General features: G+C 69.7%; 18 protein-coding genes and 1 tRNA gene. 5 read left to right on the top strand and 14 right to left on the bottom strand.

Features of this window, described 5'->3' with window-relative positions; translation table 11 throughout:
- Nucleotide 1: 1 nt before the first annotated feature.
- The 4 genes from HJG52_RS15800 to HJG52_RS15815 form a co-directional block, all read right to left on the bottom strand.
- On the bottom strand, nucleotides 2-829 hold the full coding sequence (locus HJG52_RS15800; protein WP_430413355.1) for an MlaE family ABC transporter permease: 828 nt from the start codon (nucleotides 827-829) through the stop codon (nucleotides 2-4).
- A 16-nt stretch (nucleotides 830-845) separates the two neighbouring features.
- The gene (locus HJG52_RS15805; RefSeq protein WP_171244601.1) at nucleotides 846-1616 is read right to left on the bottom strand and encodes an MlaE family ABC transporter permease; all 771 of its coding nucleotides are present in this window, start codon (nucleotides 1614-1616) and stop codon (nucleotides 846-848) included.
- Nucleotides 1616-2596 (bottom strand): ATP-binding cassette domain-containing protein, encoded by a 981-nt coding sequence (locus tag HJG52_RS15810; protein ID WP_171244602.1) that lies wholly within the window; start codon nucleotides 2594-2596, stop codon nucleotides 1616-1618. The genes HJG52_RS15805 and HJG52_RS15810 overlap by 1 nt, the downstream gene beginning before the upstream one ends.
- A gap of 199 nt (nucleotides 2597-2795) precedes the next feature.
- Nucleotides 2796-3272, bottom strand: coding sequence for a GNAT family N-acetyltransferase (locus HJG52_RS15815; protein WP_171244603.1), 477 nt, complete (start codon nucleotides 3270-3272; stop codon nucleotides 2796-2798).
- 109 nt (nucleotides 3273-3381) lie between these two features.
- Here HJG52_RS15815 and HJG52_RS15820 point away from each other — a divergent pair, with 109 nt between their 5' ends.
- Nucleotides 3382-3804 carry a hypothetical protein gene (locus tag HJG52_RS15820; RefSeq protein WP_171244604.1) on the top strand — a complete coding sequence of 141 codons (423 nt, stop codon included), beginning with the start codon at nucleotides 3382-3384 and terminating at the stop codon, nucleotides 3802-3804.
- Between the two features lie 113 nt (nucleotides 3805-3917).
- Here the strand turns inward: HJG52_RS15820 and rplL are convergent, their stop codons facing one another.
- From rplL to HJG52_RS15835, 3 genes are all read right to left on the bottom strand, one after another.
- Nucleotides 3918-4310 carry a 50S ribosomal protein L7/L12 gene (gene rplL / locus HJG52_RS15825; RefSeq protein WP_171244605.1) on the bottom strand — a complete coding sequence of 131 codons (393 nt, stop codon included), beginning with the start codon at nucleotides 4308-4310 and terminating at the stop codon, nucleotides 3918-3920.
- Between the two features lie 74 nt (nucleotides 4311-4384).
- Nucleotides 4385-5014 carry a 50S ribosomal protein L10 gene (rplJ, locus tag HJG52_RS15830; protein ID WP_171244606.1) on the bottom strand — a complete coding sequence of 210 codons (630 nt, stop codon included), beginning with the start codon at nucleotides 5012-5014 and terminating at the stop codon, nucleotides 4385-4387.
- A 264-nt stretch (nucleotides 5015-5278) separates the two neighbouring features.
- Complete coding sequence (locus HJG52_RS15835; RefSeq protein WP_171244607.1) at nucleotides 5279-5761, bottom strand: anthrone oxygenase family protein; 483 nt, start codon at nucleotides 5759-5761, stop codon at nucleotides 5279-5281.
- Between the two features lie 105 nt (nucleotides 5762-5866).
- Here HJG52_RS15835 and HJG52_RS15840 point away from each other — a divergent pair, with 105 nt between their 5' ends.
- A complete protein-coding gene (locus HJG52_RS15840; protein WP_171244608.1) occupies nucleotides 5867-6820 on the top strand; it encodes an AraC family transcriptional regulator in 954 nt (317 codons plus the stop codon).
- A 22-nt stretch (nucleotides 6821-6842) separates the two neighbouring features.
- On the opposite strand, the gene HJG52_RS15845 is transcribed toward HJG52_RS15840, so the two are convergent.
- From HJG52_RS15845 to HJG52_RS15875, 7 genes are all read right to left on the bottom strand, one after another.
- Nucleotides 6843-7658 (bottom strand): SCO4651 family lipoprotein, encoded by an 816-nt coding sequence (locus tag HJG52_RS15845; RefSeq protein WP_171244609.1) that lies wholly within the window; start codon nucleotides 7656-7658, stop codon nucleotides 6843-6845.
- A 190-nt stretch (nucleotides 7659-7848) separates the two neighbouring features.
- Nucleotides 7849-8574, bottom strand: a complete 726-nt coding sequence (gene rplA / locus HJG52_RS15850) for a 50S ribosomal protein L1 (protein ID WP_171244610.1) — start codon at nucleotides 8572-8574, stop codon at nucleotides 7849-7851.
- Between the two features lie 97 nt (nucleotides 8575-8671).
- Nucleotides 8672-9103 carry a 50S ribosomal protein L11 gene (rplK, locus tag HJG52_RS15855; RefSeq protein ID WP_171244611.1) on the bottom strand — a complete coding sequence of 144 codons (432 nt, stop codon included), beginning with the start codon at nucleotides 9101-9103 and terminating at the stop codon, nucleotides 8672-8674.
- Nucleotides 9104-9199: 96 nt separating this feature from the next.
- Complete coding sequence (gene nusG, locus HJG52_RS21735; RefSeq protein ID WP_346767783.1) at nucleotides 9200-10201, bottom strand: transcription termination/antitermination protein NusG; 1002 nt, start codon at nucleotides 10199-10201, stop codon at nucleotides 9200-9202.
- A 62-nt stretch (nucleotides 10202-10263) separates the two neighbouring features.
- The gene (gene secE / locus HJG52_RS21740) at nucleotides 10264-10533 is read right to left on the bottom strand and encodes a preprotein translocase subunit SecE (protein ID WP_171244612.1); all 270 of its coding nucleotides are present in this window, start codon (nucleotides 10531-10533) and stop codon (nucleotides 10264-10266) included.
- 61 nt (nucleotides 10534-10594) lie between these two features.
- Nucleotides 10595-10667 (bottom strand) — tRNA-Trp (locus HJG52_RS15870).
- Nucleotides 10668-10846: 179 nt separating this feature from the next.
- Nucleotides 10847-11461, bottom strand: a complete 615-nt coding sequence (locus HJG52_RS15875) for a maleylpyruvate isomerase family mycothiol-dependent enzyme (RefSeq protein WP_171244613.1) — start codon at nucleotides 11459-11461, stop codon at nucleotides 10847-10849.
- Between the two features lie 193 nt (nucleotides 11462-11654).
- Here HJG52_RS15875 and HJG52_RS15880 point away from each other — a divergent pair, with 193 nt between their 5' ends.
- From HJG52_RS15880 to HJG52_RS15890, 3 genes are all read left to right on the top strand, one after another.
- On the top strand, nucleotides 11655-12956 hold the full coding sequence (locus HJG52_RS15880; RefSeq protein WP_346767784.1) for an aspartate aminotransferase type Ic: 1302 nt from the start codon (nucleotides 11655-11657) through the stop codon (nucleotides 12954-12956).
- Between the two features lie 166 nt (nucleotides 12957-13122).
- The gene (locus tag HJG52_RS15885; RefSeq protein WP_171244615.1) at nucleotides 13123-13572 is read left to right on the top strand and encodes a hypothetical protein; all 450 of its coding nucleotides are present in this window, start codon (nucleotides 13123-13125) and stop codon (nucleotides 13570-13572) included.
- Between the two features lie 49 nt (nucleotides 13573-13621).
- The gene (locus HJG52_RS15890) at nucleotides 13622-14656 is read left to right on the top strand and encodes an adenosine deaminase (RefSeq protein ID WP_171244616.1); all 1035 of its coding nucleotides are present in this window, start codon (nucleotides 13622-13624) and stop codon (nucleotides 14654-14656) included.

The raw sequence follows: 14656 nt of genomic DNA on the forward strand, positions 1-14656 counted from the left end.
ACTACCCCGCGATCCGCACGGTGGTGGTGGCGCCCCAGACCGCCAGGGACAGGAAGAAGTCGACGATGTTGATGGCGACGATGGAGGTCCGGACCGCCTTGCCGACGGCCACGCCCACACCGGCGGGACCGCCGGATGCGTTGTAGCCGTAGTAGCAGTGGATCAAGATGATGACGACCGCGAAGACCATCACCTTGATGAACGAGTACAGGACGTCGATGGGCGGCAGGAACAGGTGGAAGTAGTGGTCGTAGGTGCCGGCCGACTGCCCGAAGTAGTGGACGACGATGAATCTCGTCGCGGCATACGAGGAGAGCAGTCCCAACACGTAAAGGGGCACCACCGCGATGAACCCGGCGATCATCCGGGTCGTGACGAGGAACGGCAGCGACGGGATGCCCATCACCTCGAGGGCGTCGACCTCCTCGGAGATGCGCATGGCGCCGAGCTGGGCGGTGAAGCCACAGCCGACGGTCGCTGCAAGCGCCAGGCCCGCGACGAGGGGGGCGATCTCACGTGTGTTGAGGTAGGCCGACACGAAGCCGGTGAAGGCGCCCGTGCCGAGCTGGTTGAGCGAGGAGTAGCCCTGGAGGCCGACCTGGCTGCCGGTGAAGAACGCGAGGAAGGCGATGACACCGACGGTGCCGCCGATGACCGACAGCGCCCCGGAGCCGAGCGAGACCTCGGCGAGGAGGCGCACCACCTCCTTCTTATAGCGGCGGATGGTGCGCGGGCTCCAGGCGAGCGAGCGCACGTAGAAGCGCATCTGCTCGCCGAGGCTGTCGAGCGCCTGGACCGGCTTGCCGGCGACGTCCATGACCTTGCTCACGGGTGGGTGCCTCCTCTCAGATCTTCTGCGGGACGACTTGGAAGTAGATGGCGCTGACGACGAAGTTGACGACGAACAGGAACATGAACGTGATGACCACGCTCTGGTTCACGGCGTCGCCGACACCCTTCGGGCCACCGCCGGCGGTGAGGCCCTTGTAGGACGCGACGACGGCGGCGATGAACCCGAAGATGACCGCCTTGATCTCGGAGGTCCACAGGTCGGCCAGCTGCGCCAGGGCGGTGAAGGACGCGATGTACGCACCCGGTGTGCCGCCCTGGATGATGACGTTGAAGAAGTAGCCACCCGCGACACCGACGACGGACACCAGGCCGTTGAGCAGCAACGAGACCACCATCGCGGCGAGCACGCGCGGCACGACGAGGCGCTGGATCGGGCTGATGCCGAGCACCTCCATCGCGTCGATCTCCTCGCGGATCTTGCGCGATCCGAGGTCGGCGCAGATGGCCGAGCCGCCGGCGCCAGCGATGAGCAGGGCGGTCACGATCGGCGACGCCTCACGGATGACGGCCAGCACCGAGGCGGCACCGGTGAACGACTGGGCACCGAGCTGGCGGGTCAGGGTGCCGAGCTGGAGCGCGATGACCGCACCGAACGGGATCGACACCAGCGCCGTCGGCACGATCGTGACCGAGGCGATGAACCAGCACTGCTGGATGAACTCCTTGGTCTGGAACGGCCGCCGCGGCAGCGCCCGCATCGTGTCGAGGACGAGGGCGAAGAGGGAACCGGTCTGGCGCAGGGCACCGGTGACGGGGCTGGCCATCAGACCTTCTCCCCCACCGACCTGGCACCGGGGACACCGGCGGTGTGTGACTCGAACGACCCCGGCGGTGGCGTCACGCCGTTGTCGGCGCACCACTGGCCCGGCGGCCGCTCGCCGCGACGCGGCACGCCACTGCTCGTCCCCAGCTGCAACGGGATCGGCGGCAGCGGCGGGAGCTCCTGTCCCGAGGCGGCCTCGGCGGCGAGCTCGTCGGCGTCCTTCTCCTCGGACATGCCGATCGGGCCGATGGTCTGGGCGTTGAGGAACTGCCGCACCACCGGCTCCTCGGAGCTGAGCAGCATCTCGCGCGGCCCGAACATCGCGAGGTGCTTGTGGTAGAGCAGGCCGATGTTGTCGGGCACGGTGCGGGTGGAGTTGATGTCGTGCGTGACGATGAGGAAGGTCGCGTCGATCTGCGCGTTGAGGTCGATGAAGAGCTGGTTGATGAAGCTCGTGCGAACCGGGTCCAGGCCGGAGTCGGGCTCGTCGATGAGCAGGATCTCGGGGTCGAGCACCAGGGCCCGGGCGAGGCCGGCGCGCTTGCGCATGCCGCCGGAGATCTCACCGGGCAGCTTGTCCTCGGCGCCCTGGAGGCCGACGAGCTCCATCTTCTCGAGCACGATGTTCCTGATCTCGGACTCGCCCTTCTTGGTGTGCTCGCGCAGCGGGAAGGCGACGTTGTCGTAGAGGTTCATCGAGCCGAAGAGGGCGCCGTCCTGGAACAGCACACCGAACAGCTTGCGCACCTCGTAGAGGTCGTGCTCGCGCAGCTGGGTGAGGTCCTGGCCCTCGATCCAGATCGAGCCGGCGTCGGGCTTGAGCAGGCCGACGAGGGTCTTGAGGAACACCGACTTGCCGGTGCCGGACGGGCCGAGCATGACCGAGATCTCGCCGGCGGGGAGGGTGAGGGTGACGTCGTTCCAGATCAGCTGCGACCCGAACTTCTTGGTCAGCCCCTCGACCTTGATCTCAACGCCCACTGCTCACCTCGTCGTGAAAATTGCATGCTGCCCGCGAGGGCCCCGGTTCGCAGTGGCTCAACGAGGAGGTGGCGAGGAAGTTACGGCCGGGTATGCCGCGTGCGTGGGTCCGCAGGCCGGGTCGCCCTCGCTCCCCGGCCGGCTTCGGGGATGCCAGGGGCGCGGCATACTGCGCCTCTGGCAGCCCTGGAGGTGAGGGCTAGCGCGGACGGTTGCGGCGCATCGCGGGTTCGGCGCAGTCGACGAAGCCCCGGGCCTCGTAGATCGGCCGGCCGAGGTCGGTCGCGAACAGGTCGACCCGCTGCACGTCGGTCTCGGTGTCGAACCAGTGCAGGACCGCGTCGGTGCAGGCGCTGGCGAGACCGCGCCCGCGGTGGGCCCGGTCGGTCGCGACGTTGAAGAGCAACCCGACCGACCCGGACACGATGAACGGGCTGGGTGTCAGCGGGGTGCGCTGCCCACACGCACTGGCGACGACCTGCCCGTCGACCTCGGCCACGACGGCGCGAAAGTCCGGGCTGGGCAGGTGGGTCCGGAACCACGCGGCGGCCGCCTCACGCCAGGGTGCGGCATCGATCTGTTCGGGGCTGGCGCCCATGACGGCGAACATGACGGCGCGCATCCGCACGAGGGCGTCGGCATCGGCAAGGGTTGCTGGCCGCAGCTGGGTGTCCATGCCGGTCAGTCTGCTCAGTGCGTGCGCGCGTGGCTCGGGGTTTTCGCGCTCCGGGATGCCAGGGGCGCGGCATACTGCGCCTCTGGCAGCCTCCAGCCATGCTGGGTGCATGACATCGGCGACCGAGCTGCGCTATCCGCTCAGGGACGCCCAGCCGCGGTGGCTGAAGCTCGCGTTCCCGATAGGGGTGGCCCTGGTCCTGGTCACAGGCCTGGTGCGGGTGCTGGCCGGTCAGCCACTGTCGGCTCAGGCACCCCGGCTCATCGTGCTCGGCGTCCTCGTCGGCTCTTGGCTGCTGCTGCGCCGGGCCGAGGTCGTGGTCGACCAGAAGGGAATCCGCGTCCCACTACGGGGCGCCCTCGGCTGGGATGACGTCGTCGGTGTGGAGCAGGCAGGACCGTGGAGCGATGTCGTACGCGTCCGGTGCAAGGACGGCACCAGCCGCCCGGTCGCGCTGCCGCCGGGATACACGGAACAGGTCGCCGAGATCGGCGGCAAACCCGTTCTGCCGCGGCCCGATCGCACGAGGTGAGCCGCTCTGGGATGTCAGGGGCGCGGCATACTGCGCCTCCGGCATCCCGGAAGAAACGCAAAGGCGGGGGCGGACCGAAGTCCGCACCCCGCCTTTGGCGGTGAAGAGTCAGCTCACTTGAGCTCGACGGTGGCGCCGGCGCCCTCGAGGGCCTCCTTGGCCTTGTCGGCAGCGGCCTTGTCGACCTTCTCCAGGACGGGCTTGGGGGCGCCGTCCACGAGGTCCTTGGCCTCCTTCAGGCCGAGGGAGGTCAGCGCGCGGACCTCCTTGATGACCTGGATCTTCTTGTCACCAGCAGCGGTGAGGATGACGTCGAACTCGTCCTTCTCCTCGGCCGCACCGGCGTCGCCGCCAGCACCGCCGGCAGCGGGCGCACCGGCGACGGCAACGGGGGCCGCGGCGGTGACGTTGAAGGTGTCCTCGAACTGCTTCACGAACTCGGAGAGCTCGATGAGGGTCATCTCCTTGAAGGCCTCAAGGAGCTCGTCGGTGGAGAGCTTCGCCATGATGGGCGTCCTTTCTTCTACTTACTTGTATGCCGTGAGTGGCGGTTTGGTTGATGAGCCGGGTCCCTGCGGACTCAGCTCTCGTCGCCACCCTCGGCGACGTCTGCAGCAGCCTCGGCCGGAGCCTCGGCAGCGGGGGCCTCGTCCGCGGCCTCGGCGGCGGGAGCAGCGGCGTCAGCCACCGGACCCTCGGCCTCGACCTTGGCACGCAGCGCGTCGACGACCCGAGCGGTCTGCGACAGCGGCGCGGCGAAGAGGTAGACAGCCTTGCTGAGCGACGCGTTCATGGCGCCGGCCAGCTTGGCCAGGAGCACCTCGCGGGACTCGAGGTCCGCAAGCTTGCTGATCTCCTCGGTGCTCAGGGGCTTGCCGTCCATGACGCCGCCCTTGATCACCAGGAGGGGGTTCGCCTTGGCGAAGTCACGCAGACCCTTGGCGGCCTCGACCGGGTCGCCATCGACGAACGCGATGGCGGACGGTCCGACGAGCTGGCCGTCGAACGCGGTCACACCGGCGTCCTTGGCAGCGAGCTCGGTCAGCGTGTTCTTCACGACGGCGAAGGTGGCGTTCCCGCGCAGCGAGTTGCGCAGCTCGGTGATCTGCTTCACCGAAAGACCGCGGTACTCGGTCAGCACGGCCGCGCCGGAGGTGCGGAACTTGTCCGACAGCTCGGCGATGGCGGCAGCCTTGTCAGCCTTGGCCATGGGGCCTCCCTTCCGTGGTGTGCGACCGCCGGGCAGCGAGCCCCCACATGAAGAAAGCCCCGGCGCAGGGCTCGGGGCACGGCACGCAGCACGCTGGCTGGTGCGGTAACTCGGCCTGCGCTGGCGCCCACCTCAGGTGGGACCTTCGGTCACCGTGCCGGGCACGGGACAACCAAGCGGTCTCTGGTCGCCTCCAAGGGTACGGGCCGGAGGGTGCCCCGACCAAATCGAGGGTATGCCGCCCGACTGGATCCGACGCCATGGTCAGCTGCGCAGGGCCGCGACGACTGCGGCCCCGAGTGAGAGTGCCGAGGTGAGGAAGCGCAGGACGTTGAGCCGCGCCCAGGGCGCCTCGAAGGCCACCCGGACTGCGTGCAGGTCGCGGATGGAGTCGACCTGACCGGCTCGGTCGAGGGCGTTGTTGAGCGGGATGTTGCCGCCCATGGTGATGACGATCGTCGCGATGGCGAGCACCGCCGCCCCCCACGCCCACGGCCGCGCCTGGGGTGCGGCGATGGCTGCGGCCACGACCGTCAGCAGGGGTGCGCCGAGAAACGTGAGGAGGAAGGCCGGGTTCACGATGGCGATGTTCATCTGCTGCATCGCGTGGACGAAGGTGCGGTCGTCGACGCGGGCGAGCCCGGGCATGACGCCGGTCGCCCAGGTGTAGTAAGTGCCGGCCTGCAGGCCGGTGGCCAGGGCGGCGATGACCAGGACGGGTGCGCGGAGGCTTTCGAGCTGAGGCATGTCGTGAAGTCTCGCCGCCCAGGGGAAGACGATCCATCGCTTCCCGACTTGGCGGCATACGAGATCGTCTCGACAGGCCGTCACCTTCGACCTAGCGTTTCGACCATGGACGGTCTCACGGCCCTGCTCGACGGGCCCCGCGCCCGCGGCGCCTTCGTGCTGCGCTGCCTGCTTGACCAGCCGTGGGCGATCCGGCTCGAGGACGGCGCTCCCCTGTCGGTCACCGCGGTGGTGCGGGGCCAGGCCTGGGTGCACGCCGACGGCGCCGACCCCGTGCGGCTGGATCCCGGCGACGTCGTCGTGCGGTGCGACCCGGAACCGTGGTCGATGGCCGAGCCCGCCGATGCCCCGACGTTGGCGGTGATCGAGCCGGGGCAACGGTGTGTCACCCCCGACGGCCGGTCGCTCGACCTTCCGCTGCGCCAGGGCATCCGCAGCTGGGGCACGGGGCCGACCGCGAGAACGGAGCTGCTCACCGGGGTCTACGAGGTGGAGGGCGCGGTCGGCGGGAGGCTGCTGCAGTCGCTGCCGCCGACGATGGTGGTGCGCCGCGGCGAGCTCGACACCCCAGTCGTCGAGCTGCTCGCGCGCGAAGCCGCCCGCGAGGCGCCGGGTCAGGAAGCAGTGCTCGACCGGATGCTCGACCTACTGACGATCACCACGGTGCGGGCGTGGTTCGCGCGTCCGGACGTCGTGGCGCCGGGGTGGTTCCGGGCCGCAGCGGACCCCGTGGTGGGGCGGGCCCTGGAGCTGGTGCATCACCAGCCCGAGCAGCCGTGGACGGTCGAGTCGCTCGCGCGCGAGGTCGGGCTGTCGAGGGCGGCGTTCGCTCGCCGGTTCACCGAGCAGGTCGGGGAGCCGCCGATGGCGTTCCTCACCCGGTGGCGGATCGACCTCGCCGCAGACCTGCTGCTCGACCCCTCGATGACGGTGGGGGCGGCGGCACGACAGGTGGGTTACGCGACACCGTTCGCCTTGAGCGCGGCGTTCAAGCGCGAGCGCGGCATCAGCCCACGCGACCACCGCCGGCAGTCGCTGCCGACGGTGGTCGCGGGCTGACCTGGGTGGGTAGTGGTGGTGATCAGCTCTTCGGCATCTGGAGCGAGCCGACCTGGCTGGCCGGCGGGGCCGCGATCTTCACCGGCTGACCCCACTTCGACATGGTGATGGCGACCTTCTGGCCCGCCACCTCGGTCTCGACCAGCGTCGGCAGCGAGTCCTTGTCGAGGGTGATCGCGTAGCTGAGGCCGTCAGGCAGGTTCTTCAGCGTCTCGGCGTCCATGCCCGGAAGCTTTCCCGACTGGGCGGACAGCTGCTCCTTGGTGAGCTTGATGTCGTAGGTCGTCCCCGACGCGTCGGCCTTGGTGACCGTGCCCTTGACGCCCTTCATCGCGGCGAACTGCTGGGCCGGGTTGGCGACCATCTGGTCCATCTGCTCGAACATCGGCTTCAGCTGCTGGCTCAGGGGATCCGTGCCGTTCGGGTCGGCCTTGACCCACTTCTTGCCGCCGGTCATCTGGGCGAACATGTCACCGCCCATGTAGAGCGCCTTGTCGACGAGCACCATGTCGAGCGACTGCCCACCCATGTCCATCGTCATCGACATCGACGGCGACGCACCGCCGTAGTCGACATCGGCCTCCATCTTGCCGGCGCTGCCGAGGCTCATCGCCATGTGCCCGGTCTTCTTGGCCTTGACCGCCTCGGTGCTCTTGGACATCGCCTCGGAGATGTCCACGGTGTCGCCGACCTTCGCGACCGGCGCCGCGCTCGAGCTCGACGAGCTCGAGCTCGAGGACGACGCGGCCTTCGAGCCGGAGTCGCCACCCGAGCTGCCGCAGGCGCTCAGCCCGAGCGCCACCGCCAGGGCGCCGGCCGCAATCGTGGTCTTCTTCATGTCTGGGTTCCCCTCATCGTGGTTCGACCCGTGCAGCTGCCCCGGGCCCGCAGCGGAGGGCGCGGCCGTCCGTGCGTGCCGCCACCCTACGCGGCGACCCTGGACGCGTTCCCAATCACGCGGCATACGCGGGTATGCCGCGAGCCCGCCACCCACGGGGGTGACGGGCTCGCGGTGTGGTCGGCGAGGCTCAGGCCTCCGCGCTGCCACCGTCCTCGGCCAGGAGGTTGCGGGTGCGCGAGGCGTCCAGCGGGACGCCCGGACCCATGGTGGTGCTCATCGTGGCCTTGGTGATGTAGCGGCCCTTGGAGGCCGACGGCTTGAGCCGCAGCACCTCCTCGAGAGCAGCCGCGTAGTTCTCCACGAGCGCCTTCTCGTCGAAGGACGCCTTGCCGATGATGAAGTGGAGGTTCGCGTGCTTGTCGATGCGGAACTCGATCTTGCCGCCCTTGATGTCCGACACGGCCTTGGCGGTGTCCATCGTGACGGTGCCGGTCTTCGGGTTCGGCATGAGACCGCGCGGGCCGAGCACCTTGCCCAGACGACCGACCTTGCCCATCATGTCCGGCGTCGCGACGACGGCGTCGAAGTCGAGCCAGCCGCCGGCGACCTTCTCGAGCAGCTCGTCCGAGCCGACGTAGTCGGCGCCGGCCTCACGAGCGGCCTCGGCCTTGTCACCGTTGGCGAACACCAGGACCTTGGCGGTCTTGCCGGTGCCGTGCGGCAGGTTGACCGTGCCGCGGACCATCTGGTCGGCCTTGCGCGGGTCGACACCGAGGCGCATGGCGACCTCGACGGTCTCGTCGTACTTGGCCTTCGCACCCTCCTTGGCGAGGCGGACGGCCTCCAGCGGGGCGTAGACCTTGGCGGGGTCGATCTTCTCTGCGGCGGCCTTGTAGGCCTTGCTGCGCTTCATTTCTTCTCCTTGAGTGGATGTGGAGTTGTGGTGCGGGCCAGCGCTGGCCCTCCCACGTCCTCGGTATGCCGCGTGGGCGGCATACCGAGCCAGCTCATCAGAGCTGAGTGTCGATGCCCATCGAGCGGGCGGTGCCGGCGATGATCTTCATCGCCTGGTCGACGTCGTTGGCGTTGAGGTCTTCCATCTTCTGCTCGGCGATGGCGCGGACCTGGTCGGCCGACAGCTTGGCGACCTTGGTCTTGTGCGGCTCGCCGGAGCCCTTCTGCACACCAGCGGCCTTCTTGATCAGCTCGGCAGCCGGCGGCGTCTTGGTGATGAAGGTGAAGGAACGGTCCTCGTAGACCGTGATCTCCACCGGGATGACGTTGCCGCGCTGGGACTCCGTCGCAGCGTTGTACGCCTTGACGAACTCCATGATGTTGACGCCGTGCTGACCGAGGGCGGGACCCACGGGCGGAGCCGGGGTGGCCGCACCGGCCTGGATCTGCAGCTTGATGAAGCCGGAGACCTTCTTCTTGGGAGGCATTGCTTTGTCCTTCTTGGGTTTTGGGCCGACGCCGTGGGCGATGACCCGGTTGCAGTCCCGGTATGCCGTGTGGTCACCCGGGGGCTGTCACTCGCCTCAGATCTTGGCGACCTGGTTGAACGACAGCTCGACCGGGGTCTCCCGGCCGAAGATCGAGACCAGCACCTTGAGCTTCTGGGTGTCGGCGTTGATCTCGGAGATCGTGGCGGGAAGGGTCTCGAACGGCCCCTCCATGACGGTGACGGACTCGCCGACCTCGAAGTCGACGACCGCGACCTCCTTGGGCTTGCCCGCGGCGCCGGTGCCGGTACCGGCGGCGGCACCGGTGGTGGCCTCCTCGGCGCCCAGGTCGGCGGGGGCCAGCATGGTGAAGACCTCGTCCAGGCTGAGCGGAACCGGCTGGTGGGCGTTGCCGACGAAGCCGGTCACGCCGGGCGTGTGGCGCACGGCGCCCCACGACTCGTCGGTGAGGTCCATGCGGACCAGCACGTATCCGGGCATCCGGACGCGGCGGACCAGCTTCTTCTGGCCGTTCTTGATCTCGGTGACCTCTTCCATCGGCACCTCGGCCTGGAAGATGAAGTCCTCCATGTTGAGGGACGTGGTGCGGTTCTCGAGGTTGGCCTTCACCCGGTTCTCGTAACCGGCGTAGGAGTGGACGACGTACCACTCGCCGAACTGGCTGGCGAGCATGTCCTTGAACTCCTGGACCGGGTCGCCCGCGGGGGCGTCGACGGCAGCCGCCTCGTCGGCGCCCTCGGCGTCGGTGCCATCGGCGGCCTGCTCGGCGTCGAGGTCCCGCTCGACCTCCGCCTCGGTCTCGATGTCGGCGACACCGTCGACCTGCTCGGCCTGCGCCTCGACCTCGGCGTCGTCGGCGTGGGCGGCCTCGACCTGGTCGTCGGTCGTGACCGGGGCGTCGTCCGTGGTCTCGGGGGCGACGCGCTCGCCGGCCTCGCCCTCCTCGAGCTCGGCCGTCTCACCGTCGACCGAGATGGCCTCGGTGGCGGGTTGCTGCTCGAGGTCCGGGTTCACCGTCTCGTCCGTGGACTGGGCGTCCGCGGACTCGGTGTTCTCGGTGGTCCACTGGTCGGACACGCTGAACCTACTTCCTTCTGGTGATCACCGGGCGTGGCCCGGGCGAGTGCGGCGCGGCGGGGTCAGCCGCCGAAGACCCACAGGACGAGCTTGGTGAAGCCGTAGTCGACGCTGGAGACCAGCGCCATCACGAACGACACGAAGACGATGACGACGATGGTGTACTGGATCAGCTCCTGCCGCGTCGGCCGCACGACCTTGCGCAGCTCGTCGAGGATCTGGCTGATGAACAGCGACACCGAGCGGAAGAACCGCGAGATCGGGTTGCCGCCCTTGCCGCGGTTGCGGTTGGTGCGGCCAGAGCCGCGGGTGTCCGCGCTCACGTCCGTCACGATCGTCTTCTCCCTGGAGGTATGCCGCGCCGCCGGGTCGACGTCACGGGTCCTGCTTGCGCAGGGCAGGAGGGACTCGAACCCCCAACCGCCGGTTTTGGAGACCGGTGCTCTACCAATTGAGCCACTGCCCTACGGAACTCGCCGGTGGGGCGACGGGTTCCGGGAGGTTGACCGGCCAGCACCACGAGCCCGGTTCAGGGCACGCCGGAAGTCTGGTCGAAGTCAACCGAGGAGCAAGCATACGTGAGGCCTCACCCCGGATGCGAATCACCGCCGAGACACCGGCCGGACGGCCGCAGCTCTCGTTCAGTCAGCCGAGTCGGGTGAGCCCGGGGCCAGTGAGATCGGCGAGGGCGACGTCGCGGCCCGAGGTGACGAGCAGGAGAGAGAGCGCCGGACCGCGCACCTGCGGCCCCTCACCGATGGCCAGGTCCGCGTCGGTCGCCACGAGCCGCACGCCGGCGATCCGCTGCTTGCCTCCGCCCACCTTGACCGACGTCCGCGCCTGGTAGCCCAGGGCGCGCACCACCGCTTCCGGTGCGTACTCGTGGCGCAGGCCGAGCGGTCGGCGGATGTCCTCGCCGTGGACCACCTCCTCGACAAGCCGACTGTCCAGCGGGGCGGGCGGCGTGTTCGTGGCGGCCACCACCGCATCCAGGCGCGTCAAGGTCTCGGCCGGGGTGGCGCCCTTCTCGGCCGCGACGCCGTTGGCGTTCTGCCGGTCGAAGTCGAAGCGCGCCCGTGCCATGTCGCGGATGATGCCGAGCCGCGTGACCTTGGCGTTGTTGACCAAGTGGGCCACCACGTCGTGGACCGACCACCCGGGGCAGAGCGACTGCATCTCCCACTGGTCGTCATCGAGGGTGGCGAGGTCGTCGACGAGAGCCTGACGTTCGGCGTGCACGAGCGTCCACACGGGTTTCATGGCTCTCAGCCAACCAGCCGCCACCGACGCCGCCGACCGAGGCACCCGCGAACTTTGGGCCACAGTTCGCCACTGCTGGGAACCTTCCCGGCACACGCGAACTTTGGGCCAAAGTTCGCCGGCGGGGCGCTCGGGTGACCGGCGTGCGGACGACGAGGTCGCGGCATACCGGGCCTCTGGGACGATGGGACCCGTGACCGAGCAGCAGACGCAGTCCCGCACCCCCCTCACCGACCTCTCCCCCGAGGCGCTGGCCGACTTCGCGCGCGAGCAGCGGGCGGCCTATGACGAGCTCGTGGCCAAGGGGCTGAAGCTCGACCTCACGCGCGGCAAGCCGGCCAGCAACCAGCTCGACCTGTCCAACGGGCTGCTCGCGCTGCCCGACGGTGTCACGGACGCGAGCGGCACCGACACGCGCAACTACGGTGGGCTGCAAGGGATTGCGGAGCTGCGCGAGATGTTCGCCGAGCTGCTGTGGGTCGAGCCCGAGCAGGTCATCGCGGGCGGCAACTCGAGCCTGACGATGATGAAGGACACCCTCGTCGACCTGTGGATCTGGGGCGGTGTCGACTCGCCGAGGCCGTGGTCGCAGGAGGAGTCGGTGAAGTTCATCTGCCCGGTGCCGGGGTACGACCGGCACTTCACGCTGCTCGCGGCGTTCGGGATCGAGATGGTGACCGTGCCGATGAACGACGACGGGCCGGACGCGGCAGCCGTGGCGAGGCTGGTCGCCGACGACCCGAGCATCAAGGGCATGTGGGTCGTGCCGACCTACGCCAACCCCAGCGGGGCGATCGCCTCGCACGAGGTGTCGGCGGCGTTGGCGTCGATGCCGACCGCGGCACCGGACTTCAAGATCTTCTGGGACAACGCCTACGCGTTCCACCACCTCACCGAGGACGAGGCCAAGAGCGCGGACATCCTCACGCTGGCGTCCGCCGCGGGGCACCCGCACCGACCGTTCATCTTCGCCTCGACGTCCAAGATCACCTTTGCGGGTGCCGGCGTCGGGTTCCTCGCCGCGTCGACCGAGAACGTGAAGTGGTGGCTGGGTCACCTCGGCAAGGGCTCGATCGGGCCGGACAAGGTCAACCAGCTGCGGCACGCACAGTTCTTCAAGACCGCCCAGGGCGTGCGCGACCACATGACCGGGCACCGCGACATCATCGCGCCCAAGTTCGCCGAGGTGCAGCGGGTCCTGCGCGAGCGGCTCGGCGGGCTCGGGGTGGCGACCTGGACCGACCCGACCGGCGGCTACTTCGTCAGCCTCGACGTCCTCGATGGCACCGCCGCGCGGGTGGTCGAGCTGGCCAAGGCGGCGGGGGTGGCGCTCACGCCCGCCGGCTCGTCGTTCCCCCACTGCGACGACCCGGACGACCGCAACATCCGGCTCGCCCCGACCTTCCCGCCCCTCGACCAGGTCACCGAGGCGATGGAGGCCGTGGCCACCTGCGTCCTCGTGGCCGCGGCCGAGAAGCTGGGCGCGAGCGCCTGAGGCGAGTGGGCGGCATACCTCTCCGCCTGTCCTGACCCCGCGCAAAACGGGGGTTGCGGACGTGAAACGGGGTGTTCTGATCCCCGTTTCACGCAAGCAACCCCCGTTTTGCGGCAAGCGCTGCGGGTGAGTTGCGGCGGTGCGTGCTGGGGCGTTGGGTGGTGCCATGAGCGACTTCGACCAGATGGCAGACCGGGGCAGCGCCGCCGCCGACCCCGACAGTGACGCGAACCTCGAGCTGACCGACGAGGAGCTCGGCGGGCTCGACTCCAGCGTCGACCGCGACAGCGAGGACCTCGACGAGGTAGCGGTCGACGCCGAGGAGGACCAGGCCGACGACTACCTCGACGACTCGAGCGAGAGCGAGGACGAGCCGTGGACGCCGCCGGAGTCGCAGCCGATCAACGCCGAGATCGCCTACGGCAGCCCGGACGACGACACCGAGGAGACCATCGACCAGCGGATCGAGCAGGAGGAGCCCGAGGCCGGGACCGCCTACGGCAAGCCCGAGTCCGGCGTGGACGAGCGTCGTGAGGAGTACGGCCTGGGCGACCCCGACGACGTCGACCTCGACGAGACCGCCGAGGAGTCGGCCATGCACGTCACCGACGAGTGACCGGCCGGTCCACCTGACCGGCGGGCGGTCGCCTGACAGACTGCCCCGCATGGTGCGGCCGGTCGAGGAACTCCCCAAGGCCCACCTCCACCTGCACTTCACCGGTTCGGCGCGCGTCGACACGGTGCGCGAGCTCGCCGACCAGCACGGGCTGCGGCTGCCCGACGCGCTGACCGGCGACTACCCGCCGCAGCTGAGCGCGCGCGACGAGCGCGGGTGGTTCCGGTTCCAGCGGCTCTACGACGCAGCCCGGGCCGCGGTGCGCGACGAGGACGACCTGCGGCGGATCGTGCGCGAGGCAGCCCTCGACGACGCGGCCGAGGGGTCGCGCTGGCTCGAGCTCCAGGTCGACCCCACGTCGTACGCGCCGCGCCTCGGCGGCATCACCCCGGCGCTCGAGATCGTCCTCGACGAGGCCCGGTCGGTGTCGGCCCGATCCGACGCGGCGCAGGTCGGCGTCATCGTCGCCGCGAGCCGGATCAGGCACCCGCTCGACGCGCGCACCTTGGCGCGGTTGGCTGCGAGGTATGCCGGGGACGGACCGGGTGCGGTCGTGGGCTTTGGCCTGAGCAACGACGAAAGACGTGGCGTGACAGAGGAATTCGCGCCCGCGTTCGAGATCGCCCGGCGGGCCGGGCTCGCGTTGGTGCCGCACGCCGGGGAGCTGCTGGGTCCGACGGCAGTGGAGACGACGGTCGAGTCGATCCACCCCGACCGCGTCGGCCACGGCGTGCGCTCGACCGAGGACCCGCGGGTGCTCGACCTCGTCGCCGACTCCGGCATTGCCCTCGAGGTGTGTCCCGGCAGCAACGTGTCGCTCGGGGTCTACGGCAGCCCCGAGGAGGTGCCGTTGCGCGCGATCGTCGACCGCGGCATACCCGTGGCTCTCGGCGCCGACGACCCGCTGCTGTTCGGGTCACGCCTGGCCGACCAGTACACGACCGCACGCGAGGAGCTGGGCTTCGACGACGAGGGGCTGGCCGCCCTCGCGCGCGGGTCGTTCGAGGCGTCGCGCGCCCCGGCCGAGGTCAAGGCAGCCGCGCTCAAGGACATCGACGCCTGGCTCGCCGCTCCCGCAGGTTGA

The sequence above is a fragment of the Knoellia koreensis genome, assembly GCF_013041615.1.
Lineage (GTDB): Bacteria > Actinomycetota > Actinomycetes > Actinomycetales > Dermatophilaceae > Pedococcus > Pedococcus koreensis.